The organism is Rhodococcus sp. 5G237, from assembly GCF_053764735.1.
The window spans coordinates 245,254-272,065 of record NZ_JBSNCD010000003.1 but is presented as its reverse complement, the minus strand read 5'-3'; the positions used below and the strand labels follow the sequence as shown (position 1 = coordinate 272,065).

Here is a 26,812-nt window from a genome sequence, read left to right as displayed (position 1 = left end):
GGCCTTCCCGGAGGCCACGACGGGAGCGTCTCATGACGCAAGCACCTCGGTCCACGCCATCCCTACCGCCGCGCGCGCTTACTCCGACCCCGCGAGTGCATCTACGTACGGACCCGAAGGATTACATCGACGCCACCTGGTGGCCGCGAACGAACAACCTCGCCACCGAACTTCCCGACCTGATCACCGCACTGCAGCTACGGACAGGCCCGATATCCCGCGTCGTCTACGACCCGAGTGCCTGGTCTCCTGCCGACTCGCCGTTGATCGTGGGCGAGCGCCGCGTCCGCCTCGACCCGTACCCGTTCGAGTTGTCCGACACCGTGTATGTCTACGGAGTCAACGGCAGTGTGATGGTGCTGCAGGCCGTTCGCCCGATCGGCTCGATCGAATCGTAGCCTCCGAAGGAAACGGCCGGAGATGCTCGTTGCCCCGAAAGGTTCCGATCCCTGTATCGCTCGTGGCACCCTGAAATAGGACCGAAACCGTCGGCGAAAGGTCTGACTGTGAAGGCACTGGTATTTCACGGACCGGGGAAACGATCCTGGGAGGACGTTCCCGACGCGACGATCCAGGACAGTACCGACGCGGTGGTGCGGGTCGACGCGGTCACCATCTGCGGCACAGACCTGCACATCCTCGGAGGTGACGTCCCCGAGGTGACCGACGGGCGGATCCTCGGTCACGAGGCCGTCGGGACCGTGGTCGAAGTGGGCGACGGAGTGCAGACACTCGCGCCCGGCGACCGAGTGCTCGTCTCGTGTGTCACCGCGTGCGGCACGTGCCGGTTCTGCCGCGAGAGCCGCTACGGGCAATGCCTCGGAGGAGGCGGCTGGATCCTCGGGCACCTGATCGACGGCACCCAGGCCGAGCTGGTCCGAGTTCCGTACGCCGACAATTCGACCCACCGGATTCCCGATGGGGTGAGCGACGAGCAGATGCTCATGCTCGCCGACATCCTGCCCACCTCCTACGAGGTCGGCGTTCTCAACGGCTGTCTCCGGCCGGCGGACGTCGTCGTCATCATCGGTGCCGGCCCCATCGGGCTTGCTGCCATCCTCGCCGCACGACTGTTCAGTCCGAGCCGCATCGTCGCCGTCGACCTCGCCGACAGCCGCCTCGAGGCAGCGAAGGCGTTCGGGGCGAACGTCGTAGTCAACAGCGGTCGCGACGACGTGGCCGCGGTCGTCCGTGATCTCACCGGAGGGCTCGGAGCCGACGTCACGATGGAGGCCGTCGGATATCCGGAGACGTTCGAACAGGCGGTCGCGCTCGCTCGCCCGTGCGGGCACGTCGCCAACATCGGTGTGCACGGCAAGCCCGCGACGCTGCACCTCGAGGACATCTGGATCAAGAACCTGACGATCACCACCGGCCTCGTCGACACCTATTCGACGCCTACCCTCATCGGTCTCGTGAGCAGCGGTCAGCTCGACACGTCACCGATGATCACGCACCGGTTCGCGCTCGATGAGTTCGAACAGGCCTACGACGTGTTCTCCCGCGCCGGCGAAACCGGTGCGTTGAAGGTGCTCCTCACCGCCGGTTCGTGACCGGCCCTGCACTCACTCGCTGGTTGACCACATCGAGAAGTTGCTGGATCTGCTCCGGCTCGACCCCCGGAGCGAATCCGGCGAGACGACCGAGCGGCATCGACGCCGCCATCTTCAGGACGCTCTCGTCGATCCCGACGTCGCCACCCATCGAACCGAACGCCTGCAGGACGATCTCGGCGGCCTCGGGGTTCTGGAACAGTTCTCCGAGAGACGATTCCATCGTCAGCGGAATCCGCACCGAGTCGCCCTCCACGTCGACGGTGAGCGTCTTCCGGATGTCGCGACTCGATGCGCCGATCTCGAGGCTGTACGTGCCACCTTCGACCACCCAGGAATCGACGCGGGTGTCCCAGTAGGCGAGGTCGTCGCATCGCACATGCACGGCGACCCGCTGCGATTCACCGGGATCCAGACGGACCTTGGTGAATCCCTTCAGCTCTCGTGGTGCCCGCGCAACCGAGGAGTCGGGCACACCGACGTAGACCTGCACGACCTCGGCACCCGGACGCTCACCGGTGTTGGTGACGGTGACGTGCACCGTGAGATCACCGTCGGATTGCACTGTCGCATCGGCATATTCGAACGTCGTGTACGACAGGCCGTGACCGAACGGGAACGAGACGTCGAGGCGACGCGCGTCGTACGAGCGGTATCCGACGAACAGCCCTTCGCCGTACCGTACGTGGCCGTGCTCGCCCGGGAAGTTCGTGTGTGCCGGGGTGTCCTCGAGACGGATCGGGACGGTCTCCGCGAGGCGCCCACTCGGATTCACCTGCCCGTAAAGGACGTCGGCGACGGCACCGCCACCGGCCTGCCCGAGCAACCACCCTTCGACGATCGCAGGAACACGATGGGCGAAGCCGCTCAACCGCACGACACCACCGTTCGACAACACGACGACGACGTTCGGATTCGCCACCAGCACCGCGTCGAGCAGCGCGATCTGGCTGTGCGGGAGTTCGAGATCGTCGCGGTCGAAACCCTCGGATTCGAGTTCGGCGGGCACACCCAGGAAGACGACCGCGATCTCCGCCTTTCCGGCGAGCGCGACTGCTTCCTCGACGAGTTCGGCCGAGTCCGATCCGTCGAGTGCATATCCGGCAGCGAAGGGCACATCGCGACCGGACAGCGAGCGCATCTCGTCGAGCGCGTTGTCGAGGCGCGTCGGTTCGATACGGGACGAACCGGCGCCCTGGTAGCGCGGCGTGCGGGCGAGTTCGCCGATCACCGCGACGTTCGCATCGGCGGCGAGGGGGAGCAGGTCGTTCTCGTTGCGGAGCAGGACGATGCTCTGGCCGGCCACCTCGCGGGCAAGGGCGTGGTGGGCATCGGCGTCGAAGGTTGCGTCGGGATCGGCCGCAGCGACGGCCTTCTGCACCAGTTCGATCACTCGTGTAGCCGCCTGGTCGAGCACCGACTCGTCGACCGTGCCCGCCCGGACGGCCGCGACGATCTCGGCGTCCGTACGACCTCCCGTCGACGGCATCTCGAGATCCAGACCGGCGGCGAGGGACGCCACGCGGTCGTCGACGGCACCCCAGTCGCTCACGACCAGCCCCTCGAAACCCCACTCGTCGCGCAGGACGTCGGTGAGCAACCACGGGTTGCGGGAGGTGAACACGCCGTTGATGCGGTTGTACGAGCACATCACCGTCCACGGCTGCGCGTCGCGCACGACCCTTTCGAAGGCGCGCAGGTAGATCTCCCGCAGCGGCCGCGGATCGATGTCGGCGGAGACCCGCATCCGGTCGGTCTCCTGATTGTTCGCCGCGAAGTGCTTGAGGGACGCACCGACGCCCTGCGACTGCAGGCCGCGCACGAGCGCGGCGCCCAGGACGCCGGAGATCAGCGGGTCCTCCGACAGGTACTCGAAGTTCCGCCCGCACAGTGGCGAGCGCTTGATGTTGATGCCGGGTCCGAGCAGTACGGCGACCTGCAGCGCCGTGGCTTCCGCGCCCAACGCTGCGCCGACCCGTTCGACCAGCTCCGGATCGAAGGAGCACCCCAGCGCGACGGCGGGCGGGAAGCAGGTCGCGGGGACGGACGAGTTCAAGCCGAGATGATCGCCCGCCGCGGTCTGCTTGCGTACGCCGTGCGGACCGTCGGTGAGCATGATCGAGGGAATGTCCGCGCGCGGAACGGGTTCGGTGTGCCAGAAGTCGAGGCCGCTCATGAGCGACGCCTTCTCCTCGACGGTCAGTTGCGCCACGATCTCGACGGGTGAGCGGTCGGTCATGCTGCTCCTTCGGACGGGTCGGTCCGCTGAACCATAACCCTCGGCAAGGACGGACGATATCGGTGGCGTCGAAGAAGGCGTCACAGCGGGAGGGCGGTTTCGATCCTGTCGGTAGGCAGGTTGAGAATGTCCGATCGTGGTGGTTCTCGTCGGGGGACGAAGCGATCGGAGGAGTACGTGATCGAAGTGCACGCGCCCGCGGAGGGGGCTGTGATGTTGCCCCGCGACCATCGGTGGGTGGTGGTCGACGTCGAGACCTCAGGCGTGCGTCCCAACGCCCACCGGGTCCTGAGCGTCGCCGCCCTCGTATTGCGCGAGGACGGGTCCGTGGAGCGGGAGTTCTCGACCCTCGTCGACCCCGGCTGCGATCCGGGACCGGTGCACGTCCACAACCTCACACGGGAGCGCCTCGCCGGATCGCCGCGATTCGAGGACATCGCCGGTGAACTGGCCGGGATCCTCGACGGCGCCACGATCGTCGCCCACAACGCGTCGTTCGACTACGGGTTCCTCGACGCCGAGTTCCGCCGGGCCGGCACCTCGCTCCCGGCCGAGCATCGCCTGTGCACGCTCGCGTTGTCGCGCCGGCTCGAACTCGACGTCCCCAACTACCGGCTGGCGACCCTCGCGCAGCACTGGCAGGTCCAGCAGCTGCAGGAGCACGACGCCTACGACGACGCGCGCGTCCTGTCGGAGATCTTCCTGCGTAGCGCCGCGATGGCCGACAACCTGCAGTTGCCGCTGCCCGTCGTCAACTGCCGCAGCCGCAAGTCGGTGTATCCCGCCTCCGTCCCGCGGGTCGCGTGCCAGTGGAAGAACCCGGGTCGCCTCGACGACGACGGCCTCGTCCAGGGCATGAAGGTCGTGATCAGCGGCTCCACCGTCACCCCACGGGTCGCGCTCGCGAACCGGCTGACCGAGGCCGGACTCGACGTGATGAACAATGCGAGCAAGCAGACCAGCGTCGTGGTGTGCAACGACCCCACGGTGCAGACCGCCAAGGTCCGCAAGGCGATGGCCGAAGGCATCCCCGTGATCAGCGAGCAGCAGCTCGAGGACCTCCTGACGCGGGTGCGACCGGGCGAACCGAAGGTCGCGACGGTCGTCGACATCATTCCGCCGCCGGAACCGCAGGTCGCGGTGGCGCCCCCGGTCCGGCCGCTGACCGGACAGAAGCCCAAGCTGTGGACCGGACGCAAGGTACTGCTGCTCGGCGGCACGCACCTGCAGGCCGTCATGATGCGCTCGCGACTCACCCAGCTCGGTGCACGCCCGGCCCTCAACTTCACGGCCGCCGTCACCGACGTGCTGGTCCTCGAAGGAGGAGAGGCCGACAAGCGGATGGCGCGGGTCGCCGCGCGCGAGCTGCCCGTCCTCCGGCCCGACGATGTCGACTCCGCGGTGGAGAAGGGCATCGTGCCCCCGCACATGCGCGTGGAGTCGTGGCTGACGGCGCCGGTGCTGTCGCGCGGCGAGGTGATCGACCTGCCGTCCGACAGTCACCGCTGGGCTGTGAACGTCGCGTGGAGGGCCGAGACGGCCGGCGACGAGTTCGACCTCGACGTCGTCGCCTTCCTGCTCGGTGCCGACGAAAAGGTCGACACCGACGACGATTTCGTCTTCTACAACAACCCGCTCTACGACGACGGCGTCGTCGAACTGACCATCGACGGTTCGAGCGAGCACTGCATCCGGGTCGACCTCGCGGAGCTCCCCGCCGAATGCGAACGCATCGCCATCGCCGCGGCCATCGACGGCAACCGCACCTTCGGCGAACTCGGCGCGGTGTCGGTCGGCGTCGACAGCGACAGCGGCACCGCCGCGACGTTCGTGCTCGACGCCGGCACCACCGAACGCACCATGGTCCTCGCCGAGATCTACCGCCGCGCCGGCAAATGGCGGCTGCGCGCGGTGGGGCAGGGGTACGACGACGACCTCGCGGCCCTCGCACGCCGATACGGGGTGGATGTCGACGACTGACTTCTGCTCCGCTGTCGGGTTCGGTGTCGGTGCTTGGGGCACCTTCTCAATGCATCCGCTCGCGAAATTGCTATCTGCACCTGCCGTAACCGTAGCGAATGACGAACCTGCGAGCGGATGGAAGTCGAATCAGCTGCGCCCCTTGCCTATTCGGCCCCGACCGATTGTCGGCCGACACCAACACAACTGCTCGAACGTGCGAAATGGTCATCGGTGCGCATTATTGCGCGCTCTGATGACCATTTCCCGCTCCGCTGTCGGGGTCGGTGGCGGCGAGTTGGCGGGCCCAGTCGGATTCGGTGTCGAGGAAGGCTTCTCCACCGGCGGCGAAGGCGTCGCGGAGTTGGGTGAGGGCATCGATGAACTGCTGCATGCGCTCGCTCGCAGATTGTGGCGTTCCAGCGCCCTTGCGGCGATAGCCCGCAGCAAGCTGTTTGGCGGACTCGAAATCTCCGAATCCACGCACGTCGTAGAGTCCGTCCGCGAGCGTCTTGGACTCTCGGAGTTCATCCAGCATCACCTCGCAGATTCGAAGTATCTCCGCGACCACAGCCGGTTCCAGCCGTACGAAGGGCGACGACATGCTGTCTCCTGACGATTCGACAGTTCAATCGGTGACATACGGCTCGATCGAAGACACCAACTCCTCGAAGTCGGTGCACCACTCTTCGATCGGCGGACCCCCGGGGTAATCCGGGTGGTAAAGCCTGTTCAAGATGACGGCCCCGAAGCTCGTTTGCAACAGGTAGCTGCAAGTGAGGCTTCGATCGGGATCGACCCTCACCGCAGCAGGGCGACCGTTGATGGTCGTCGGTGTCGCTCCGGTCGGATTCTCCGCAAGCTGTTCGTCGAGAGACACGTTTCCCGACAACAAAGTGAGGTCGTAGCGAGCGAGCACCCCCGGGATCTTGATAGTGCCCTTGTATCGGCACCCCAGGTAGGTGTACGTCCCCATCGGCATGTCCGCGAGCTCTTTCTTCGCCGCGTCGTACCCGGATGCGCTCATGACGTCGTCGGGGATGTCGTAGCAGGGGTCGAAGGTGACCGGTGGTCGGCCGGAGTCGTCGGTGATGCGCGGGGTACGGGTGGTCGACGTGGATGCTTCGTCGCTCATCACGTCGTCTGCAGCGCTCGGGCTGCACGCCGTCGCCACGACCGCGAGTGCTGCGAGCGCGACCGTTCCCCACCTACCCATGCGACCCCCCGATCGATTCGTCGGCAGACGCTAACACAACGGATCGGTCGGGCACTCCGGCGCGCGAAGTGGTCACAAGAGCGCGTTGTTGTGCGTTCCGATGACCGATCCCCGCTCCGCGCGCAGACAAAGCAACGGTGCTCTGCTTCACAAGATCAGTTTGATTGTGACTGCAATCGCATCTACTGTCTGCATCGTTCCGAATAGTAGAACGACGTTCCGAACTGCGAGGCCGCTATGACCCACTCTGCCGCTGTCACCACCGACGAGAACCGTCGATCCGTCTTGGGGCGCGCATTCGACATCCTCGAGTGCTTCACCGACGCCGAGCCGGAGCAGACGATCGGGTCGCTGTGCGCGGCCACCGGCCTCCCGCCGGCGACCGTCCACCGCATGCTGGCCAGCCTCGTGGAGTGGGGAGCCGTCGAGCGTGCGGCACGCGGCAAGTACCGCCTGGGTATGCGCCTGTGGCGTCTCGGGTGGGGTGTCCCCGGCGCGCGGACCCTCAAGGACGTCGCCCGCCCGCACCTGGTCGACCTGCACACCAGCACGCGAGAGGCCGTGGCCCTGGCCTCCCGCGACGGGGGCAGCATCGTGCTGGCCGATGTCATTGCCGGCAGCTCCACTCGCACGGGTCGGATCCTTCCCCGGCGCCTGGACCTCGTGAACTCGGCGCCCGGATCGGTCTTCATGGCCTACATGTCCCCGGACGAGGTGTCGGAGCTGACCGCTCACACCCAGCACGACCACAACGACGCCTTCCGCCTGCGGCAGGAACTGTGCGAGATCCGGCGCACCGGCGCAGCCGTCGTCCAGAGCGCCGACGGTATGTACTGGATCGCGTCGCCGGTCTTCGCGAAGCCCCGGGAGGTGCGGTCGGTCGTGTGCATCGCGGTGCATCGTCCTCGGTTCAACATCGGTGCGCTGGTCCATGCCGTGGTCGACACGGCGCGCGCCGTCAGCGACGGTCTGCCTCCCTCTCTCCGTTCGGTCGGCTGAGGTGTCCGTTCTCGACAAGGCCGTGCAGCTCGTCGACACCCTCGGCCGCGCCCCCGGACCGATGCGTCTCGGGGCGCTCGCCGAGGAGATCTCCATCCCCAAGTCGTCGGCGCACCGGCTCCTCGTCGAACTCGCACGTCACGGACTGGTCCGCAGATGTGGCGACGGCGAGTACACGATGGGGTACCGACTGGTCGAGTGGGGGAGACTCGCCGACCGGTCCATCGGAATCCGCGACGTCGCCGCCCCCGTGATGGCGACCTTGCGCGACCAGGTCCGCGAGAGCGTGCACCTCTACGTCCGCGACGGTGACTCGCGTGTCTGCGTCCATGCCGTGGAGGGCCCGCACGCGCTGCGCCCGGTGGTAGTCCTGGGCAGGGCGTTGCCATTGGGCTACGGGGCGGCGGGGAAGTTGCTCCTCGCCTATGCCGACGACGCGACCGTCCGCAGAGTGTCTCAACAGTTCCCGGTGCACCGCAACAGAACTCTGCCCACGTCCGATGATCTCGCGACGATCCGGGCAGGAGGGTGGTCCGTGTCCGTCGACGAGATGGAAGACGGACTCACCTCTCTCGCCGCGCCGATCTCCGCACCGGGTGGGGGAGTACCAGCGGCGCTGGCCATCGCCGGCGCCACCACCAGGATCGCGCCGGAGAGATACGACGAGGTGCGCGGCCTCGTCGTCGATGCCTGCCGCGAGATCGCTTTGTGCAGTTCCTGAATGGTGTCGCCGGAACAGATTTCGGCAATCTCTCGAAATGTGCCGCATATCGGAACGATCCGATGGAAGGGCTTCGGCAGGGATGTGACGCTCCTTACCAAGAGCCGCGCACCTCTTCTTGCGGCACACAAGCTGAGACGAAAGGGGCAGTCATGCCAGCCCACCTCTCGGAGGCCGAAACCAGCCGGTACATCGACACTCCCCACGGGAAGATCCACCTGCATCAGGCCGGTGCGGGACATCCGATCGTGATGCTGCACGGCAGCGGCCCGGGGGCCACCGGTTGGAGCAACTTCAACCCCAACATGGCGCAGCTCGCCGAGGACTTCCAGGTCATCGCGCCGGACATGCCGGGCTGGGGCAAGTCCGATTCCGTCACCTACGAGGATCGCGACCACGTCACCTCCGCGATCCACCTGCTCGACGCCCTCGGAATCGAGAAGGCCGCTTTCGTCGGCAACTCGATGGGCGGCGCTACCTCGTTGAAGGTTGCTGCGCGCCATCCCGATCGCGTGTCGCACGTCGTCTCGATGGGTGCCGGCGCCCCGGGCCCGCGCATCTTCAGCCCCGGCAACGGCCCCTCGGAGGGTCTCAAGGTTCTGCACCGTGGCTACCTCGATCCGTCGCCGGAGACGATGCGCGCGCTGGTCGACATCATGACCTTCGACAAGGAGTTCGCGACCGAGGAGCTGGTTCTGCAGCGCTCGGAGAACGCACGCGCACGCCAGGACCACCTCGACAACTTCGCTGCCGGACTGGGTCGCCCGCGCCGCGGTGAGGCGTCGATGGACGAGATCGCGTCGATCAAGGCTCCCACGCTGGTCATCCACGGTCGCGACGACCGAGTGGTGCACTTCGAAGCCGGCCTCCGCCTGGTGTCGATGATCTCCGACTCGCGTCTGCTGCTCCTCAACCGGTGCGGCCATTGGGCGCAGCTCGAGCATGCCGACGAATTCAACCGCGTCGTGCGCGATTTCATCCTCAACACCGCCCCGAACGCCTGAGACCGGAGAGACAACGATGAGCGAACTGGTGCAGCGGGTCGAGGAACTCGCCGACTTCTTCGAATCCCAGGCCGAGGAATCCGACAAGATCGGTCACCTCACCGAACCCACCCACAAGACCCTCCGTGAGGTCGGCATCGTCCGCGCCTTACAGCCCAAGGACTTCGGCGGATCGGAACTCCACCCGCGCGAGTTCTTCGAGGCCGTGCTGGCGGTGGGAAGCCGCTACGCGTCTGCCGGATGGGTCTCGTCGGTCGTGGGCGTCCACTCCTTCGAACTGGCGCAGGGAACGCGTCAGGTCCAGGAGGAGATCTGGGGCGAGGATCCCGACACCTGGGTGGCCTCGCCGTACGCTCCCATCGGGCGGGCACGTCGCACCGAGGGTGGTTGGATCTTCTCGGGCCGCTGGCCGTTCTCGTCGGGCACCGACCTGTGCGACTGGGTCGTCCTCGGCGGCATGCTCACCGACGACGACGGCAATGTCCGTCCGGACGGTCTGCGTCACTTCATCATTCCCCGCAAGGACTACACGATCCTCCACGACTCGTGGGACGTCGTCGGCCTCAAGGGCACGGGTAGCAAGGACGTCGTGATCGACGGCGCCTTCGTGCCCGACCACCGGATCATCGACCCCGAGGATCTCGGATCCGGAGCAGCCGCAAGCCAGGCAGGCCGCGGCGACGTGGCGCTGTACCGGATGCCGTTCCACTCGATGTTCAGCGGGGCCATCACCGCCGGCACGCTCGCCGCCGCCGAAGGCGCCCTCGCACACTGGATCAACTACACCCGTACCCGTGTGTCGGCCCGCGGCGTCACCGCTGCGACCGACCCGCGTCAGCTGCACGCCCTCGGCGAAGCGGCATCGGACCTGCAGGCCAGCCGCATGCAGTTCCTCGCCGACATCGACCGCCTGTACGAGGTGGCGCAGTCGGGCAAGCCGATCGACATCGCTCTGCGGGCCGAGGTGCGACGCAACCAGGCGCGTGTGTCCCGACGCGCGGGTGCTGCCGTGGACAAGCTCGTCTCCCATGCCGGCGGCTCCGCGATGCGCATGGACAACCCGATCCAGCGGTTCTGGCGCGACATGCACATCGCCCTCGGGCACGGCGCGAACGTCGCCGAGCCGATCTACGAGGCCGCGGGCACCGTCACCTTCGGTGGCGAACCCCCCAAGAACGTCCGGATGTGACGAAGCGGGGGACGGTGCGCACCGTCCCCCGCCTCGAGAAAAGTTCAGATCTGCGAGCTCGTGTTCCGACCGCGAGCAGCCGAGATATCCGCTGCTGCACGACGAACGAGCATCTCGGTCCGGTCCCACCGGACACCCGCGGTCGGTCCGGACACCGACACGGCCGCTTCGATCGCCCCGTGAACGATGATCGGGGCAGCGACGCAGACGAGTTCGCGCGAGAGCTCTTGACGGTTGTAGGCGACGCCCGATTCCCTGATCCGTTTCAGCTCGGACATGAAACGACGAGGGTCGGTGATCGAGTGCGGCGTGAAACGAGGCAGACCGGCGTCGAGCGCGGTACGGACGTCCTCGGAACTGCCGAAAGCGAGAAGTGCCTTGCCGAGTGCCGTGCAGGATGCGGGATGGCGTTGGCCCGGCATCGTGAGAACCACAGGGTTGTTCGGGCCCTGGACCTTCTCGACGTGCAGGATCTCGGGGCCGTCGAGGACAGCGAGATGAGCCGTGAGACCGGTAGCCGTGTGGAGGTGACTGAGGAAATGACTTGCCGTGTCGCGCAGACCGTTCGGACGACACATGCTGTAACGTGCGCCGAGTTCGAAGCAGGACAGTCCGAGCCGGTATTTCGTACCGTTGCGGGCGACGAAACCGGACTGTTCGAGCTCGGCGAGCAGACGGAAGGCCGTCGACTTCGGCACATCGGCGCGACGCGCGAGTTCGCTCAGACTCATGTCGGCGCGTGCCTTGCGGAATGCGTCGAGCAACTGCAGGGCCTTCGCCACCGACGTCATCTGGCGGCCGGCCCGCTCCTCGCGGGCCCCGTTCGGGGTGTCGTCGAGAACGGTCAACGGTTCCTCCACTCAGCGATGGACACGATCGAATCGCTTGCCATGCGGTCCACGTTAAGGGGCGGCCCACCCGGATTTCGTGGTTGCAATCACCCAATGGAATTTCGGTTCCCCCGCCGCCCCGGCCCTGGCAGATTCAGCAGCATTCGTTGCGGTGCTGCCGGTGCCGACCGGGCCTGATGTCGACGAACGGACGAGCAGTCCCGCCCCCCTCGACGCCCGTTCCCCACCTGTACAGCGACTTCTTCCCAAGGAGCCCCATGAACATCACGAACTTCCCGCGCCCGCTCAAGGTGCTGGCCCTCGGCGCACTGGCCTCGCTCGCGCTGACTGCGTGCGGCGGATCCAGCGACGCCGACACCGCCGGCGACGGCACCGTGCGCGTCGCCGTGTTCCCGAGCTTCAATGCCCTCGGACCGCGCACCGCCGACCTCGAAGGAGTCTTCGACAAGCACGGCCTCGACGTCGAACTCGTCACCGTCGCGACGCCCGGCGAGGCCACCCCTCAGCTACTCGGCGGGAAGATCGACTTCGCCCTCATGGACATGGTCAGCCCGATCATCGCCAAGACCGAAGGCGTCGACCTCGTGATGGCCGCTCCGGGAGCCCTGGGAGCTCCCGCGAAGGACGACGGTCTGACCAGCGGCCGCTTCTGGGTCCGGGCGGACAGCCCCATCCAGAGCGTTGCCGACCTCGAGAACGCCACCTTCGGCATCCCGCAGACCAAGGGCCAGCTGTGGCTCGACGTGCGCGAGGCCATCGACAACGCCGGCGGTGACTCGTCGAAGACCGAGTTCGTCGAGGTCCCCAACACCCTCGCCGCACTCCGCTCCGGCAGCGTCGACGTCGTCACCACCGCGGAGCCCTCGGGTACCGCCACCCTCAACGATCCGGACCTGCGCGTCCTCGACCACTTCGTCAACGCCGGCGGCGACCTGTCGTACGCCTACGTGACCACGCCGCGCTACGCCGCGGAGAACGCCGAGAACGTCGAGAAGTTCCGCGACGCGGTCGTCGAGGCCAACACCATGCTCGCCGAGCAGGACGGTCTCGCCGCCGAGGTCGCCGCGACCTACATCGAGGTCGATCCCGCGATCCTGTCGCAGGCCATCTACCCGAAGTTCCCGACGACCCCGATCACCGAGGACAACATCGACTCCACCCTCGACCGGATGGTCCGTTACGGCCTGGTCCAGGAGGCGGACGCTCCCGCTCCCGGCGACATGATCGTGGGTGGCTGACATGAGTCCCACCGCCACCGCGAATGCGCCCGGGGCAGCTCGGGAGGTGACCGCTCCGCGCCCCGCCGGTTCGATCGGACGTGCCGCAGCGCGCAAGCGCAAGACGATGTCCGCGCGACTCACCTCCGCTGCCGGCAAGCTCGTCGCCCTCGCGATCGTCGTCGTCGCTTGGCACGTGTTCGTCACGGGACCGGGCAAGGCCTCGGGCATCCCGACGCCGCTCCAGCTGATCGAGACCGGCGCCGAGCTCGTCGTCACCGGCCAGTACTGGGACGCCGTCGGCAACACCCTGCTGACCGCCCTGATCGGCTTCGGGCTCTCGGTGCTGATCGGCGTTCCGCTCGGTTTGGTCAACGGCACCTACCGCAAGATCGAGCAGAGCACTTCGTTCGTCGTTGACTTCGGACGCACGATCCCCGGTGTCGCGATCCTGCCGCTCGTGCTGCTGCTGTTCGGCGGCACCCGCACCATGGCCGTCGTCCTGGTGATGTTCAGCGCCGTCTGGCCGATCCTCGTCCAGTCGACCTACGCAGCACAGCAGCTGTCGTCGCAGATGAAGCAGGTGGCCCGGGCGTTCCGCCTGTCGCCGGTGAGCCGCATCCGGGACATCTACCTCCCGTCGTCGATGCCGTTCCTCATGACGGGTCTGCGTATCGCTGCGACCATCAGCCTCCTGATCACGATCTCCGCGGAGTTCCTCGGTGGTGCGGACGGCATCGGCCAGCGCCTCTACCAGGCACTGACCGTCGACGACACCCAGCGGATGTTCGTCTACGTGTTCACCGCCGGTGTACTCGGTATCTGCCTGAACCGTCTTCTCGTTCTCGCGCAGAGCCGCGTGCTGTGGTGGCACCCGTCCGAAAGGGTGAACAAGCCGTGACCGTCGTACGCCGCCTCGCGTGGGAGCTGTGGCTCCCCGTCCTGCTCATCGCACTGTGGGCGATCTTCAGCGCCACCAGCACCGACCCCTACTTCCCGCCGCTGTCGGAGATCCTCGACAAGTTCGCCGACGTGTGGTTCTTCGAAGGGATCCGCACCGAGATCTGGCCGAGCCTGCAGCGACTGTTCGTCGGCTTCGCACTCGCCTGCGTCGTCGGTGTCGGCCTCGGACTGGCGCTCGGCGTGATGACCCGCGTCGACAATGCGGTGCGACCCATCGTCGAATTCCTCCGTGCCACACCGGGCGTCGCGATCCTTCCCGTGATGATTCTGCTGCTCGGCCTCGGTGACTCGATGAAGATCGCCATCATCGCCCTCGTCGCGACCTGGCCGATCCTGCTCAACACCATCGACGGTGTCCGTTCCGTCGAACCCGTCCTGCACCAGGTCACCGCCAGCTACCGCATCACGCTCGCGGACCGGATCCGCTTCGTGATCCTGCCCGCCGCGTCGCCGCAGATCTTCGCCGGTGCACGCACCGCACTGGCGATCTCCATCGTCGCGATGGTCGTCGCCGAGATGGTCGGTACCCCCGGCGGCATCGGCTACTACATCCTCGACGCACAACGTGGATTCAAGATCACCTCGATGTGGGCAGGCATCATCGCGCTGGGGATCCTCGGCTACCTGCTCAACAAGCTCTTCGCGCTCGTCGAACGTCGTGTGCTGGCCTGGCATGCGGGCATGACCGCGCACAACCGTGGAGGCAAATGATGACCACTACCGAAGCGACCAAGCCCGAGACCCGCACGGGTACGGTGCTCGAAGTGCGCGGTCTCGGACACAGCTACGGCGGACCGCAGATCTTCGAAGGCCTCGACTTCACCGTCGGCAAGGGTGAATTCGTGTGCATCGTCGGCCCGTCCGGCGTCGGCAAGAGCACGCTCCTGCAGTGCCTGACCGGACTCCTGCGACCCAGCCAGGGTGACATCCTCTTCGAGGGCAAGCGGGTCACCGAGCCGCCGGAGGGCCTCGCGATCGTCTTCCAGGATTACAGCCGGTCGCTGATGCCGTGGCTGTCGGTCATCGACAACGTCGCACTGCCGCTGCGCTCGGCCGGCGTCAAGAAGGCCGAACGCCTCGCGCAAGCCCGTCAGGCGCTCGTCGAGGTCGGCCTGAGCGACGTCGCCCAGGCGTATCCGTGGCAGCTGTCCGGCGGCATGCAGCAGCGCGTCGCCATCGCGCGCGCCCTCGCATCGAACCCGCGGGCGATCATCATGGACGAGCCGTTCGCCTCCGTCGACGCGCAGACCCGCGCCGACCTCGAAGATCTCGTGCTGCGCGTGCGTGACCATCTCGGACTGACGGTCATGCTGGTCACCCACGACATCGACGAGGCCGTCTACCTCGCCGACACGGTGCTCGCACTGTCCGGCCGTCCCGCGCGCGTCACCGCGATGCTCCCGATCGACCTGCCGAAGCCGCGCGACCAGCTGTCGACGAAGGCCCTGCCGGAGTTCGCCGACCTGCGCGCCGAGGTCTATACCCTCATCCGCAACCCGGCGACCGCGTAGGGGAGAGGTCATGCAGATCCACGGCACGATCGACCCCTCGCGCTTCCGCCAGACCCTCGGGCACTACCCGACCGGCGTCGCGGTCATCACCGCGATCGACGCCGACGGGCAGCCTGTAGGCATGGTGGTCGGTTCGTTCACCTCGGTGTCGCTGGACCCACCGATCGTGGCGTACCTGCCCACACGCGAGTCGCGCACCTACGCGCGGCTCCGCACGAGCAGCCACTTCTGCGTCAACGTGCTCGCCGCCGACCAGCGTGAACTCTGCGGGCGGTTCGCCGCCCGCGGCGACGACAAGTTCGCGGGGGTCGAGTGGACGCCGGCACCGTCGGGATCCCCCATCCTCGACGGAGCCGTCACGTGGATCGACTGCGAGGTCGCCGACGAACTCGAAGGTGGCGATCACTTCATCGTCATGGGTCGCGTGCAGGACCTCGACGTGGCCCGCCCGACGCTGCCGCTGTTGTTCTTCCAGGGCGGATACGGCAGGTTCTCCCTCCCGACCTCCGTCGCACCCGCAGATCCGGAACTCATCCGGGGCGTGCGCATGGCCGAGGCGGCCCGCGACGGACTCGAAGCGCTCGCCGCCGGCGTCGGCGCGGACTGCGGTGTGCTCGCCCGCGTCGGCGACGAAGCGGTCTTCGTGATGACCGAGAACCACTCCGGTGATCCCGATGCCGTGGAGATCGGACAGCGGATCCCGCTGATTCCGCCGCTCGGCACCGTCTTTCACAGTCAGGCCTCCGACGACGAAGTGCAGCAGTGGCTCGGCCGCGCCGGAAGAAACGACGACACAGCAGCTTTCGTGTCGAACCTCGAGAAGGTTCGTGAACGCGGCTACTCGATGTCGCTCATGCCCGAGACGGAGCTCGCTCGCGTGTCGGTGATGAACGACTACTCCGGATGCGACGTCCTGCCCGAGCACGACCGCCGGATGAAGCAGATGATCTCCGGCACCGCGTCGCTGTACGAACCCGACATCGACCCCGACGGCACGTACGACCTGCACTCGGTCGTCGTCCCCGTCCCCGACCCCGAGGGACGCACCCGCATCGCACTGCGACTGTCCCGGCTTCCGCGCGCCGCGTCCGGTGACCAGGTGCTGCGCTGGATCGACGATTTGCGATCCGTCGCCGCCGACACCGCCGAGGCTCTCGCCGCGCGCACCCCATCGACCAAGGAGAAATGATGAACGCTCGAGTCAGGGCACTGGGATATGCGGTCGTCCGCGCGAAGGACCTCGATGAGTGGGTCGCCTTCGGCTCCGAACTCCTCGGCCTGCAGGTCGCCTACCGCGACGACGACCGGATGCTGCTGCGGATGGACGAGTACGCCTACCGCCTCGACGTGCGTCGCTCCGACGATCCGGGTGTCACCGCGCTCGGCTGGGACGTCGGTGGACCGGAAGCCCTCGAGGAGTTGTCCAAGCGCCTCGTCGATGCCGGCTACCACGTCGAGTCGGTGGACTCCTCGGTGATCGAGGAGCGGCAGGTCATGGACCTCGTCCGCTTCCGCGACCCCGAGGACGTCCTCGACCACGAGTTGTTCTGGGGTCTGCGCAACGCCATCGACAAGTTCGTCTCACCGACGGGCGCGAAGTTCGTCGCGAGCGACCTCGGTTTCGGGCACGCCTTCCAGGCGCTGCACGGTGATGCGAAGGTCTACGACCGTCTGTTCCGCGAAATCCTCGGTTTTCGGCTCAGCGACCACATCGACATGCCGGGCTCGGTGGGCACCTTCCTGCACTGCAACCCGCGCCATCACTCGTTCGCGTTCGCCCATGCGCCGCACCGGAATCAGGGCATCGGGCACCTGATGTTCGAGATCGACGACCTCGATCTGCTGGGTCGCCAGTGGGACAAGGTGGAGGACAGCGACATCCCGATCCTCTCCACCCTCGGCAAGCACACGAACGACAAGATGATCTCGTTCTACGTCCGCAGCCCTTCGGGTTTCGGCATCGAGTACGGCGTCGGTGGCATTCTCATCGACGACGAGAACTGGCTCCCCACCCGCTACGGTTCCGCCCACTACTGGGGTCACCGCCGTCCGCAGGGCTAGTACTCGGTTCTGTGCAGTCGTAGGAGCGCGGAATGGTCATCGGTGCACGTTATTGCGCGTGCTGGTGACCATTTCGCGCTTTGCTGTCGGGGTCGGTGGCGGCGCAGGGGGCATCTTCTCACTGCATCCGCTCGCGAAATTGCCAATTGCACGCGCCGCAACCGTAGCGAATGGCGAACCGGTGAGCGGATGGAAGTCGCATCGGCTGTTCCCCTTACCCAGTCGACCCCCGATCGATTGTCGGCCGGACGCCAACGCTACTGCTCGAGCGCGCGAAGTGGTCAAAGGTGCGCGTTATTGCGCTGGTGACCGTTTCGCGCTTCGCTGCCGGGGTCGGTGATGGCGCTGGGCATCTTCTCACTGCATCCGCTCGCGAAATTGCCATTCGCACCTGTCGTAACTGTAGCGAATGACGAACCGGCGAGCGGATGGACGTCGTATCAGTTGTTCCCCTTGCCTGTTCGACCCCGATCGGTCGGCCGGATGCCAACACAACTGCTCGGGCGCGAAGTGGTCAAGGTGCGCGTTATTGCGCGTTCGGATGCCCGCTTCCCGCTCCGCTGTCGGGGTCGGTGGCGGCGAGTTGGCGGGCCCAATCGGATTCGGTGTCGAGGAAGGCTTCTCCGCCGGTTGCGAAGGCGTCGCGGAGTTGGGTGAGGGCGTCGATGAACTGCTCGACGCGTTCTCTGGCCGACTCCGGTGTGCCTGCGGCTTTGCGTCGATAGCCTGCGGCCAACTGTTGAGCGGAGTCGAAGTCGCCGAAGCCTCGGGCGTCGGTCAGCTTGAAAGTCTGTTTGTACGACTGGTCGAACTCATCCAGCATGGTCTTGCAGATTCTCAGGATCTCTGCGACGACGTGGGGCTCGAGCCTGCTGAACTCCGGCATGTTGGTCCTGTCCGATCTCAGTTCGCGATGGAGGGTTCGACCGAGGCGACGAGGTCTTCCATACCTACGCACCAATCGGTTTGAGGTGCAGGACCCGAGTGGTCGGCGTAGAGAATTCGAGTAACGAGTACCACTCCGAAATCTGTCTGTAGGGCGTACTTGCAACCGTTTCGTGCGTCAGGGTCTACTTCTAGGAGTGCGGGTCTGCCGTTGATGCTTGTCTGGTCAGCGACGTGTGCGTTCTTCTGGAACTCCTCCTCCAGAGTGACATTGCCAGCCAGGATATTGAGGCCGTATCCACGTCTGACTCCCGGGATATGGTCCCTGTTGTCATATGTGCATCCGAGGAAGGTGTGTGTCCCCATCGGCATGTCCGCGAGTTCTTTCTTTGCCGCGTCGTACCCGGCCGCGTTCATGACGTCGTCGGGGATGTCGTAGCAGGGATCGAAGGTGACTGGCGGTCGACCGGAGTCGTCGGTGATGCGCGGGGTTCGGGTCGTCGATGTCGTTGTCTCGTCGCCTGCGGCGTCGTCCGCGACGCTCGGACTACACGCCGTCACCACTGCTGCGGCTGCTGCGAGCGCGACGATTCCCCACCTGCCCATGCGACCCCCCGATCGATTGTCGGGCAGACGCTAACACAGAGTGCGCCGGCGGTGAGGAGACGTCGCCGAGGGTGCTACCACCTACACGAATGCCCCCGACTCTTGCGGAGTCGGGGGCATTCGCTGGGATCATTTGCTCGCTACGAAGCGATGGCGTAGTTGAAGCCGCCAGAGCGATCGCGACTTTCCTCCCGCGCAACCAGAGTCCGGTTGGGCGGGGCGCCGGTGCTTCCCGAGAAGAGCGGGTAGGACACCGAGTAGATCGCCGCGTATACGTAGTGCGAGTGATCGTTGGCAATCGAGGACCAGACATACGAATCGGACTCGATGCCGACCTCGATCGCCCCGCAGTAGACCTTCCCGTCGAAGTCGGGCAGGCTGACGATCTTCTCGACCATGCCGTAGCGGTCGTAGTAGGTGACTTCGTTGTTGTGCTGGTTAGCGCTGCAGAACACGTACTCGACCGCGCTGCCGGAAATCGTCGCTGCCTGAGCTGCAGGTGCAGTGAGCACGACAGTACCCGTGGCGAGAGTTGCCGCAGCAGCGAGCGTTCCGATGAACTTCTTCATTGAATCCAATCCTTGTGTGAATGCTGCCGATCGAGCGCACCCCGCCCAGGATGTGGGCTGCAGTCCGTATGCGGACGGGGCGGGAGGGCGGTGACGTGGCGGCTTATGGCCGCGGGTCATCGACTCCTCCACGAGATCGCGCTTCCGAACACAGAGGGCTGCGCACTGAAATCCGTCCTCGTCGACTCGGGGGCAGGCCGGGGATGAGGCGGCCGCGAGCCGGCGGGCAGGTTCAATGCAATGTCCGTTCTGTATGGAATGACCGTATGGGTGTCGTGCCTGCTGCCACCCGCGTTACACACAGCCCCCGACCGAGAGCGCGAAACGGTCATCGGAGCGCGCAACAACGCGCACCGACGACCAATTCGCGCGCTGCTGCCGAGTCAGTCCTGCTCCGACCCGCGCCAGAACTCGGGCAGCTCCGAGTTCAGTCGATCCTTCGCCTGCATGGGCAGCGAGTGCGTCGTGTCGGGGAAGACCAGCACCTCGGCATCGGCGAGTTGCCGTGCCCGAGCTGCTGCTTTCTCACCTCCGGCGAGCGAATCACGCTCCGCGATAGCGACATAGGTGGGCATGGCCAAAGCCCTCAGCTCGTCGTCGCTCAACGGTGACGGGGTCGGCAGGGCGGCGGAGAAGTGCTGCGAGCCCTCCGAGATCATCGCCGCCATGGCGTCGTCGGAATCGTAGTCGTCGACACCTCCGACCTTCGCGAGTGCGGTGTCCCGCCAACTGGTCGGGAGGCCCGGCAGTGTCGATACCGACGCCCAGAACAACATTCGGGCAGGGGGATAGCCAAAGGTGAACACGGGCTCGAGCAATGTCAGCGACCGGACCTTCTCGGGGAACTGCTTCGCGTAGGACGCCGCGCTTGCCCCGCCGAAGGAATGTCCGACGACATGCGCAGTCTCCACGCCGAGCCCTGAGAGCACGTCGTCGATCCACAGCGCCTGGTCGTCGGTAGAGGTCAACGGTGCGGCCTGGACAGACAGTCCTGCGTCGCCGAGGGCATCGAACGCGAGAACTCGGTGCTCGGGGAGGAAGCCAGGAAGGTTCTCACCCCACATCGGCACACCCGACGCGCGGCCCGGGACGAGAACGACGGGCACGGAGTCGGCTGTCCGAGGCGACGTCCATTCGTAGACGCGGACCGTGCCGAACCGAGTGGGGACGTCGTGAACTGCAGAAGGTGGCGGCAGCGCGGACATCGCTCGCTCGTAGGCAGCGACGTAACCGGCCCGACCGGAATCACTGCGGAAGTGGCCGACGCCCGGCGCGCCGAAGAAGAACTGGTAGACGGCGACACCACCGATGACCGCGAGTATTGCGACCAGCGCCGTGCCGGCACGCCGAAAGAACCTGCTCGATCGAATGTGCTGGGTCATCAGGACCACCGATCGTCGACGTTGCAATATGTTCATATTGTATCGTTGGATCATGCCGAGAGTCGTCGACCATGCGCAACGCCGTCGGGAGATCGTGTACGCGCTGTGGGCGGTCATCCACGAGCGAGGGATCGACGGCGTGACCTTCCAGGCGGTGGCCGCCGCCGGGGGAGTGTCGATCGGCCGGATCCAGCACTACTTCGATTCCAAGGAACACCTCATCCGCACGGGCGCCGAATACATGGTCGCCGAAGCCGAAAAACGCTACGAGCGAGCAGAATCCGATCCGCGGGCGGCCCTCGTCGCTCTACTCGTTCAACCAGTCCCGACGGATGAGGCCGGACGTCTCGGGGTGTCCGTCTGGTACGCCTATCTCGCCAAGTCCGCGAGCGATCCCTGGATCCGCGCATTCCTGGAAGAGTCGACACAAGGCACAGCAGAGGAAACCCGACGACTCCTCGAAGAACTGGGCATGCCACCCGAGAAAGCACCCGACCAGGCCACGCGCCTCGTCGCACTCAGCAACGGCCTCGCACAGTCCGCCCTGCTCGGCGTCACGGAACCGGCCGACGGCATCTCTCTCATCACTGACGAGGTCGACCGCACGACCACCTGACCTTGTGATTGCCGAGCGACGGAACGGGCTACCCATTCGGGTAACCACCGGAAACATCGCAGTCGGGAGGCACGTTCATGAGTGACGACAGTTTCGGCACACGCGACACCCTGAAGGTCGACGACACCGACTATCGGATCTATCGCATCGACAAGGTCCCGGGCTCGGAGCGGCTGCCCTACAGCCTCAAGGTCCTGCTGGAGAACCTGCTGCGCACCGAGGACGGGCGACTCGTCACGCGGGAGCAGATCGAGGCCGTCGCGGGATGGGATCCGAAGTCGGAGCACAATCCGGAGATCCAGTTCTCCCCGGCACGCGTCCTCATGCAGGACTTCACCGGCGTGCCGTGCGTCGTGGACCTCGTCGCGATGCGCGACGCCATGACCCAGCAGGGCGGCGACCCGAAGCGCATCAACCCCCTGATCCCCACCGAGCTGGTCATCGACCACTCGGTGATCGCCGACGTCTTCGGCACCGAGGACGCCTTCCGGATCAACACCGGCCTCGAGTTCCAGCGCAACCGCGAACGTTACGAGCTGCTGCGCTGGGCACAGGGAGCATTCGACGATTTCAAGGTGGTCCCGCCCGGCACCGGCATCTGCCACCAGGTGAACCTCGAGTACCTGGCCCGCGTCGTCTTCACGCGGGAGGACGAGGACGGCGGGCTCGTCGCCTACCCCGACTCGCTCGTCGGCACCGACTCGCACACCCCCATGATCAACGGCCTCGGCGTCGTCGGCTGGGGCGTCGGCGGCATCGAAGCCGAGGCGGCGATGCTGGGCCAGCCGGCGTCGATGCTGATCCCGCAGGTCGTCGGCTTCAAGCTCACCGGTGAACTGCAGGAGGGCACCACGGCGACCGACCTCGTGCTCACCGTCGCCGAGATGCTCCGCAAGACAGGCGTGGTCGGCAAGTTCGTCGAGTTCTTCGGCCCCGGCGTCGCCAACGTGCCCCTCGCCAACCGCGCGACCATCGGCAACATGAGCCCCGAGTACGGCTCGACGATCTCGATCTTCCCGATCGACGACGCCACCCTCGACTACCTGCGCCTCACCGGTCGCGACGACCAGCAGATCCGCCTCGTCGAGGCGTATGCGAAGGAGCAGGGCCTGTGGCACGACCCGGATCGTGAACCCGACTACAGCGAGGTCGTCGAACTGGATCTGTCGAAGGTCCGGCCGTCCGTCGCCGGCCCGAAGCGACCGCAGGACCGCATCCCCGTCGCCCTCGCCCCCAAGGCCGTGACCTCGCTGCTCAACGGTGAGGAGGTGCCCGACGTCGTCTCCCGCGTCCAGGACTCGGGTGTCGACGAGGGTGTGCTCGAATCGTTCCCCGCCAGCGACCCGGTGTCGGTGCGCAGCGAGGACTCCCGCGACGAGCCGCGCGACCCGGTGCCCGACGAAGCCGACACCTCGGCTCCGCCGTCGAAGAAGGTTCCGGTGCGCGTCGGGGACGGCGACGAGTTCGAACTCGACAACGGTCACGTGGTGATCGCGGCGATCACGTCGTGCACGAACACGTCGAACCCGTCGGTGATGATCGGTGCGGCGCTGCTCGCCAAGAACGCCGTCGAGAAGGGGCTGCGGAGCAAGCCGTGGGTGAAGACGTCGCTGGCTCCGGGGTCGCGGATCGTCACCGACTACTACGAACGTTCGGGTCTGACCCCGTATCTCGACAAGCTCGGGTTCAATCTCGTCGGTTACGGCTGCACGACCTGCATCGGCAACTCGGGTCCGCTTCCCGACGAGATCGCAGCCGCGATCGACGAGCACGACATCAACGTCTCGGCCGTCCTGTCGGGCAACCGCAACTTCGAGGGACGCATCCATCCGCAGACGAAGATGAATTTTCTCGCGTCGCCGCCGCTGGTGATCGCGTATGCACTGGCGGGTTCGATGCTCGTCGACCTCTTCAATGACCCGCTCGGCACCGACAGCGAGGGCAACGACGTCTACCTGCGCGACATCTGGCCCACGACGCAGGAGATCCAGGAGGTCATCGACGACGCGGTGCGCGCGGAGATGTTCGAGACCGGCTACCAGGACGTCTACACCGGTGACGAGACGTGGCGGAACCTCGACGTGCCCGACAGCGAGGTGTTCGAGTGGAAGGACGAGTCGACGTACGTGCGGCGACCTCCCTACTTCGAGGACATGTCGTCGGAACCCGAGGCACTGCGCGACATCGAGGGCGCGCGGGTGCTCGCGCTGCTCGGTGATTCGGTGACCACCGACCACATCTCACCGGCCGGTGCGATCCGACGTGACAGCCCCGCGGGTCGCTACCTGCAGGAGCACGGCGTCGAGCAGGCCGACTTCAACTCCTACGGGTCGCGACGTGGCAACCACGAGGTGATGATCCGCGGCACCTTCGCGAACATCCGGCTGCGCAACCAGCTGGTGCCGGACGTCGAGGGCGGCGTCACCCGCTACCTGCCGAGCGACGAGCAGATGAGCATCTACGACGCCGCGCAGAAGTATGCGGAGGACGGCACGCCGCTGGTCGTGCTCGCGGGCGCGGAGTACGGGTCGGGCTCGTCGCGTGACTGGGCTGCCAAGGGCACACTGCTGCTGGGTGTGCGGGCGGTGATCGCGCAGTCGTACGAGCGCATCCACCGCTCCAACCTCATCGGTATGGGCGTGCTGCCGCTGCAGTTCCCGGAGGGCGAGTCGGCGCAGAGCCTCGGCCTGACGGGGGAGGAGGAATTCACCATCACCGGTCTGGCGGACAGCGACGAGATCCCTGAGACCGTGCACGTGAAGGCGGGAGATACGGAGTTCGACGCGACCGTGCGCATCGACACTCCCGCCGAGGCCGAGTACTTCCAGCACGGCGGAATCCTGAAGTACGTGCTGCGTAAGCAGCTCGCGCAGTAGACGACAGACGGGGGCTCGTGGCTACTGCGCCGCGAGTCCCCGTTCTGCTGCCGCGGTGCGCACCGCGTCGATCACGAGGCGCAGCGGGGGCCGTTCCGACGCGATCCCGCGATGGGCGATCGAAATCGTGCGGAAGAGCGGTTCGGTCAACGCCACCACCTCGACTCCGGGCGGGCTCAACGTCAGCCCGAGATCCGAGACGAGCGTGACGCCCAACCCCGCAGCGACCATCGACAGCGCTGTCGCCTGCTCGCCGACCTCGTGATTGATCCTGGGCTCGAACCCCGCGCGCTGACACGCGAGGCTCACCGCGCGACCGAAGTGCGACTTCGGACCGGCCAGCACCCACGGATGTTCGGCAAGGTCGGCGAGCGCGATGGTGCCGGCCGGCACCGTCCCGGGCGGCACCGCTGCGTGCAGGCGCTCGACCGCGATCACCACCTTGGTCAGCTCCGGATCCCACAACATCGGGTAGCCGGAGTATTCGATGACGAACGAGAAGTCCAGCGAACCGTCCCGCACGGCGCCGGCGGTCTCCTCGGGGGCGAGCTCTCTCGTGCGGACCTCGATGCCGGGGTGCTCGTCGGCCAACAACGCCAGCGCACTGGGGATCAGAGTGGATGCGACGGAGGCCCACACACCGGCGGTCAGGCGCGCGCTGACCCCGTCGCGGGTCTGTTCGAGCGCGGTGGTCGCCCGCTCGACCGACTGCAGGATCTCCTCGGCATGTTCGGCGAGCAGCACGCCCGCCTCCGTCAACTGGACCCGACGTCCCCGGCGCTCGAAAAGCTTTGCGCCCACGTCCCGTTCGAGCTGGGTGAGCTGTTGTGAGACCGCCGAGGTGGTGTAGTGCAGGGCGAGCGCGGCGGCCGTGACGGTACCTCGGCGATGCAGTTCTCGAAGCATCCGTAACCGGCGCAGGGACAACTCCATGCCGTCAGCGTAGGGCGCGTCCGGGGACCTGCAACCGCTGTGAGCTCGCGTTGTGTAGAAATCGTGAACTCTCACCTTCGAGTTTCGTAACTGGACGCCCCGCGCTAGCCCCGGGCACGCTGGCGTCACCGGCCGAATCGACGTAACGACGGCTCTGACGAACGGGGGACCGCATATGACCACCATGGCAGCACGCGTCGACGCGGTGGATACCCGCAGGGGCGAACCCTTCATGCGTCTCACCTGGACCGACCCGGTGACAGGTGCGCACGGTTATCTCGTCGTCCACACCCTGGTGGGTGATCTGGCGACCGGCGGCACCCGCATGCGGGCCGGGTGCACGATGTCGGAGGTCGAGGACCTGGCGCGCGGCATGGCCGCGAAGACCGCGGTGTTCGACCTGCCGGTGGGCGGCGCGAAGGGCGGGGTCGACTTCGACCCGAAGGACCCCCGTGCCGTCGATGTGCTGCAGCGCTTCTGCCGGGCGATGCGTCCCTGGTTGAACGCGCACTGGGTCACCGCCGAGGACTTGGGCGTTCCCCAGCACCTCCTCGACGAGGTCTTCGAGCGGCTCGGTCTGCACCAGTCCTTCCACGCCGCGATCAGTCGCGCGGCGGACCCGACGATCACCCTCGACCGGGTACGCACCTCCCTGAACGCGCCGGTCGACGGCGGCTTCCTGCTGGGCGACGTGATCGGTGGTTACGGCGTCGCGCAGGCCTGCATCGCCACCGCGAACGCATATCGCTGGGCGCCGGCAGAGACCACCGTCGCGATCCAGGGGATCGGCACGATGGGCGGCGGCGCCGCCTGGTACCTGCATGAGGCGGGCATGCGCGTCACCGCGGTCGCCGATGCCGCCGGAACGCTGTATTGCGCTGACGGACTGGACATCCCGGTACTGCTCGACCTTCGCGACGAGTACGGGGAGATCGACCGGTCCCGCGTCCCGTCGCATGTCGAGCAACTGCCACGCGACGCGGTGATCGGCATTCCCGCTGACATCCTCGTCCCCGCCGCCATCTCCTACGCCATCACGGCGGAGAACGTCGGCCGGGTCGCCGGACGGGTCGTGATCGAGGCCGCGAACTCCGCGACGACGCCGGACGCCGAAGCCGTGCTCACCGGCCGCGGCATCCCGGTGATCCCGGATTTCGTCGCCAACGCCGGTGCGGTCGCGTGGGCGTGGTGGGTGCTCCTCGGGTGGGTGGGGACCGATCCTGAGGATTCGTTCCAGCGCCTGCGCAGCGAGATGCTGACCAAGATCACGTTGCTGGTCGAGCGGTGGGCGCTCGATCGGGTGCCGCCGCGGCAGACGGCACGCGAACTCGGCGCGACCAACCACGCGCCGACGGCCTCGCGCACGATCATCATCCCCTGACATTCCACCCTCACCCAGTTTCTGCAGGTCAGCGCCTCGAAGGTGAGGATCGGCGGAAACACCGGCGGGCGTCGTCCGGGT

General features: G+C 66.6%; 25 protein-coding genes. 16 read left to right on the top strand and 9 right to left on the bottom strand.

Annotation, left to right across the window (positions count from 1 at the left end):
* Positions 1-95 precede the first annotated feature (95 nt).
* Positions 96-398 carry a DUF5994 family protein gene (locus ACWPOC_RS07875; RefSeq protein WP_455408364.1) on the top strand — a complete coding sequence of 101 codons (303 nt, stop codon included), beginning with the start codon at positions 96-98 and terminating at the stop codon, positions 396-398.
* Between the two features lie 108 nt (positions 399-506).
* Positions 507-1,553, top strand: a complete 1,047-nt coding sequence (locus tag ACWPOC_RS07870; RefSeq protein WP_085470375.1) for a zinc-dependent alcohol dehydrogenase family protein — start codon at positions 507-509, stop codon at positions 1,551-1,553.
* On the opposite strand, the gene ACWPOC_RS07865 is transcribed toward ACWPOC_RS07870, so the two are convergent.
* Entirely contained in the window at positions 1,537-3,792 is a 2,256-nt protein-coding gene (locus ACWPOC_RS07865) for a glycoside hydrolase family 3 C-terminal domain-containing protein (RefSeq protein ID WP_455408363.1), read from the bottom strand. The two genes, ACWPOC_RS07870 and ACWPOC_RS07865, sit on opposite strands and share 17 nt — an antisense overlap.
* Positions 3,793-3,918: 126 nt before the next feature.
* Here ACWPOC_RS07865 and ACWPOC_RS07860 point away from each other — a divergent pair, with 126 nt between their 5' ends.
* The gene (locus ACWPOC_RS07860) at positions 3,919-5,772 is read left to right on the top strand and encodes a TerD family protein (RefSeq protein WP_455408362.1); all 1,854 of its coding nucleotides are present in this window, start codon (positions 3,919-3,921) and stop codon (positions 5,770-5,772) included.
* Positions 5,773-5,992: 220 nt separating this feature from the next.
* On the opposite strand, the gene ACWPOC_RS07855 is transcribed toward ACWPOC_RS07860, so the two are convergent.
* Complete coding sequence (locus tag ACWPOC_RS07855) at positions 5,993-6,355, bottom strand: hypothetical protein (protein WP_455408361.1); 363 nt, start codon at positions 6,353-6,355, stop codon at positions 5,993-5,995.
* Between the two features lie 24 nt (positions 6,356-6,379).
* Positions 6,380-6,967: a DUF3558 domain-containing protein gene (locus ACWPOC_RS07850; RefSeq protein ID WP_272269243.1), complete on the bottom strand. Its 588-nt coding sequence runs from the start codon at positions 6,965-6,967 to the stop codon at positions 6,380-6,382.
* A 237-nt stretch (positions 6,968-7,204) separates the two neighbouring features.
* Between ACWPOC_RS07850 and ACWPOC_RS07845 the strand changes: the two genes are divergently transcribed.
* From ACWPOC_RS07845 to ACWPOC_RS07830, 4 genes are all read left to right on the top strand, one after another.
* Positions 7,205-7,966 carry an IclR family transcriptional regulator gene (locus tag ACWPOC_RS07845; protein ID WP_159418810.1) on the top strand — a complete coding sequence of 254 codons (762 nt, stop codon included), beginning with the start codon at positions 7,205-7,207 and terminating at the stop codon, positions 7,964-7,966.
* A 1-nt stretch (position 7,967) separates the two neighbouring features.
* Entirely contained in the window at positions 7,968-8,687 is a 720-nt protein-coding gene (locus ACWPOC_RS07840) for an IclR family transcriptional regulator (RefSeq protein WP_455408360.1), read from the top strand.
* 152 nt (positions 8,688-8,839) lie between these two features.
* Positions 8,840-9,691 (top strand): alpha/beta fold hydrolase, encoded by an 852-nt coding sequence (locus tag ACWPOC_RS07835; RefSeq protein WP_016694251.1) that lies wholly within the window; start codon positions 8,840-8,842, stop codon positions 9,689-9,691.
* Between the two features lie 16 nt (positions 9,692-9,707).
* Positions 9,708-10,880 (top strand): acyl-CoA dehydrogenase family protein, encoded by a 1,173-nt coding sequence (locus tag ACWPOC_RS07830; protein ID WP_145708818.1) that lies wholly within the window; start codon positions 9,708-9,710, stop codon positions 10,878-10,880.
* Positions 10,881-10,924: 44 nt separating this feature from the next.
* On the opposite strand, the gene ACWPOC_RS07825 is transcribed toward ACWPOC_RS07830, so the two are convergent.
* Positions 10,925-11,728: an IclR family transcriptional regulator gene (locus ACWPOC_RS07825; RefSeq protein ID WP_145708819.1), complete on the bottom strand. Its 804-nt coding sequence runs from the start codon at positions 11,726-11,728 to the stop codon at positions 10,925-10,927.
* A 260-nt stretch (positions 11,729-11,988) separates the two neighbouring features.
* Here ACWPOC_RS07825 and ACWPOC_RS07820 point away from each other — a divergent pair, with 260 nt between their 5' ends.
* From ACWPOC_RS07820 to ACWPOC_RS07795, 6 genes are read left to right on the top strand one after another with little or no spacing between them, the layout of a single operon-like run.
* Positions 11,989-12,969, top strand: coding sequence for an ABC transporter substrate-binding protein (locus tag ACWPOC_RS07820; protein ID WP_455408359.1), 981 nt, complete (start codon positions 11,989-11,991; stop codon positions 12,967-12,969).
* Position 12,970: 1 nt separating this feature from the next.
* Positions 12,971-13,849: an ABC transporter permease gene (locus tag ACWPOC_RS07815; RefSeq protein WP_455408358.1), complete on the top strand. Its 879-nt coding sequence runs from the start codon at positions 12,971-12,973 to the stop codon at positions 13,847-13,849.
* A complete protein-coding gene (locus tag ACWPOC_RS07810; protein ID WP_455408357.1) occupies positions 13,846-14,622 on the top strand; it encodes an ABC transporter permease in 777 nt (258 codons plus the stop codon). The genes ACWPOC_RS07815 and ACWPOC_RS07810 overlap by 4 nt, the downstream gene beginning before the upstream one ends.
* The gene (locus tag ACWPOC_RS07805; RefSeq protein WP_455408356.1) at positions 14,622-15,422 is read left to right on the top strand and encodes an ABC transporter ATP-binding protein; all 801 of its coding nucleotides are present in this window, start codon (positions 14,622-14,624) and stop codon (positions 15,420-15,422) included. Before ACWPOC_RS07810 ends, ACWPOC_RS07805 begins: the two co-directional genes overlap by 1 nt.
* Before the next feature lie 10 nt (positions 15,423-15,432).
* Positions 15,433-16,611, top strand: a complete 1,179-nt coding sequence (locus tag ACWPOC_RS07800) for a flavin reductase (protein WP_455408355.1) — start codon at positions 15,433-15,435, stop codon at positions 16,609-16,611.
* Positions 16,611-17,483 carry a VOC family protein gene (locus tag ACWPOC_RS07795; protein WP_455408354.1) on the top strand — a complete coding sequence of 291 codons (873 nt, stop codon included), beginning with the start codon at positions 16,611-16,613 and terminating at the stop codon, positions 17,481-17,483. Before ACWPOC_RS07800 ends, ACWPOC_RS07795 begins: the two co-directional genes overlap by 1 nt.
* Positions 17,484-18,009: 526 nt before the next feature.
* On the opposite strand, the gene ACWPOC_RS07790 is transcribed toward ACWPOC_RS07795, so the two are convergent.
* The 4 genes from ACWPOC_RS07790 to ACWPOC_RS07775 all read right to left on the bottom strand — a co-directional run bounded on the left by ACWPOC_RS07790 (position 18,010) and on the right by ACWPOC_RS07775 (position 20,925).
* Entirely contained in the window at positions 18,010-18,369 is a 360-nt protein-coding gene (locus ACWPOC_RS07790) for a hypothetical protein (RefSeq protein WP_455408353.1), read from the bottom strand.
* A gap of 17 nt (positions 18,370-18,386) precedes the next feature.
* Positions 18,387-18,974: a DUF3558 domain-containing protein gene (locus ACWPOC_RS07785; RefSeq protein ID WP_455408352.1), complete on the bottom strand. Its 588-nt coding sequence runs from the start codon at positions 18,972-18,974 to the stop codon at positions 18,387-18,389.
* A gap of 140 nt (positions 18,975-19,114) precedes the next feature.
* Positions 19,115-19,543 (bottom strand): hypothetical protein, encoded by a 429-nt coding sequence (locus ACWPOC_RS07780; protein ID WP_159418802.1) that lies wholly within the window; start codon positions 19,541-19,543, stop codon positions 19,115-19,117.
* A gap of 383 nt (positions 19,544-19,926) precedes the next feature.
* Positions 19,927-20,925: an alpha/beta fold hydrolase gene (locus ACWPOC_RS07775; RefSeq protein WP_455408351.1), complete on the bottom strand. Its 999-nt coding sequence runs from the start codon at positions 20,923-20,925 to the stop codon at positions 19,927-19,929.
* A gap of 52 nt (positions 20,926-20,977) precedes the next feature.
* Here ACWPOC_RS07775 and ACWPOC_RS07770 point away from each other — a divergent pair, with 52 nt between their 5' ends.
* A complete protein-coding gene (locus ACWPOC_RS07770) occupies positions 20,978-21,541 on the top strand; it encodes a TetR/AcrR family transcriptional regulator (RefSeq protein WP_455408350.1) in 564 nt (187 codons plus the stop codon).
* A gap of 77 nt (positions 21,542-21,618) precedes the next feature.
* Positions 21,619-24,417, top strand: a complete 2,799-nt coding sequence (gene acnA / locus ACWPOC_RS07765; protein WP_455408349.1) for an aconitate hydratase AcnA — start codon at positions 21,619-21,621, stop codon at positions 24,415-24,417.
* Between the two features lie 21 nt (positions 24,418-24,438).
* On the opposite strand, the gene ACWPOC_RS07760 is transcribed toward acnA, so the two are convergent.
* Positions 24,439-25,350, bottom strand: coding sequence for a LysR family transcriptional regulator (locus ACWPOC_RS07760; RefSeq protein WP_037215803.1), 912 nt, complete (start codon positions 25,348-25,350; stop codon positions 24,439-24,441).
* Positions 25,351-25,525: 175 nt separating this feature from the next.
* Between ACWPOC_RS07760 and ACWPOC_RS07755 the strand changes: the two genes are divergently transcribed.
* On the top strand, positions 25,526-26,731 hold the full coding sequence (locus ACWPOC_RS07755; protein WP_455408348.1) for a Glu/Leu/Phe/Val dehydrogenase dimerization domain-containing protein: 1,206 nt from the start codon (positions 25,526-25,528) through the stop codon (positions 26,729-26,731).
* The last annotated feature ends 81 nt before the right edge of the window (positions 26,732-26,812 follow it).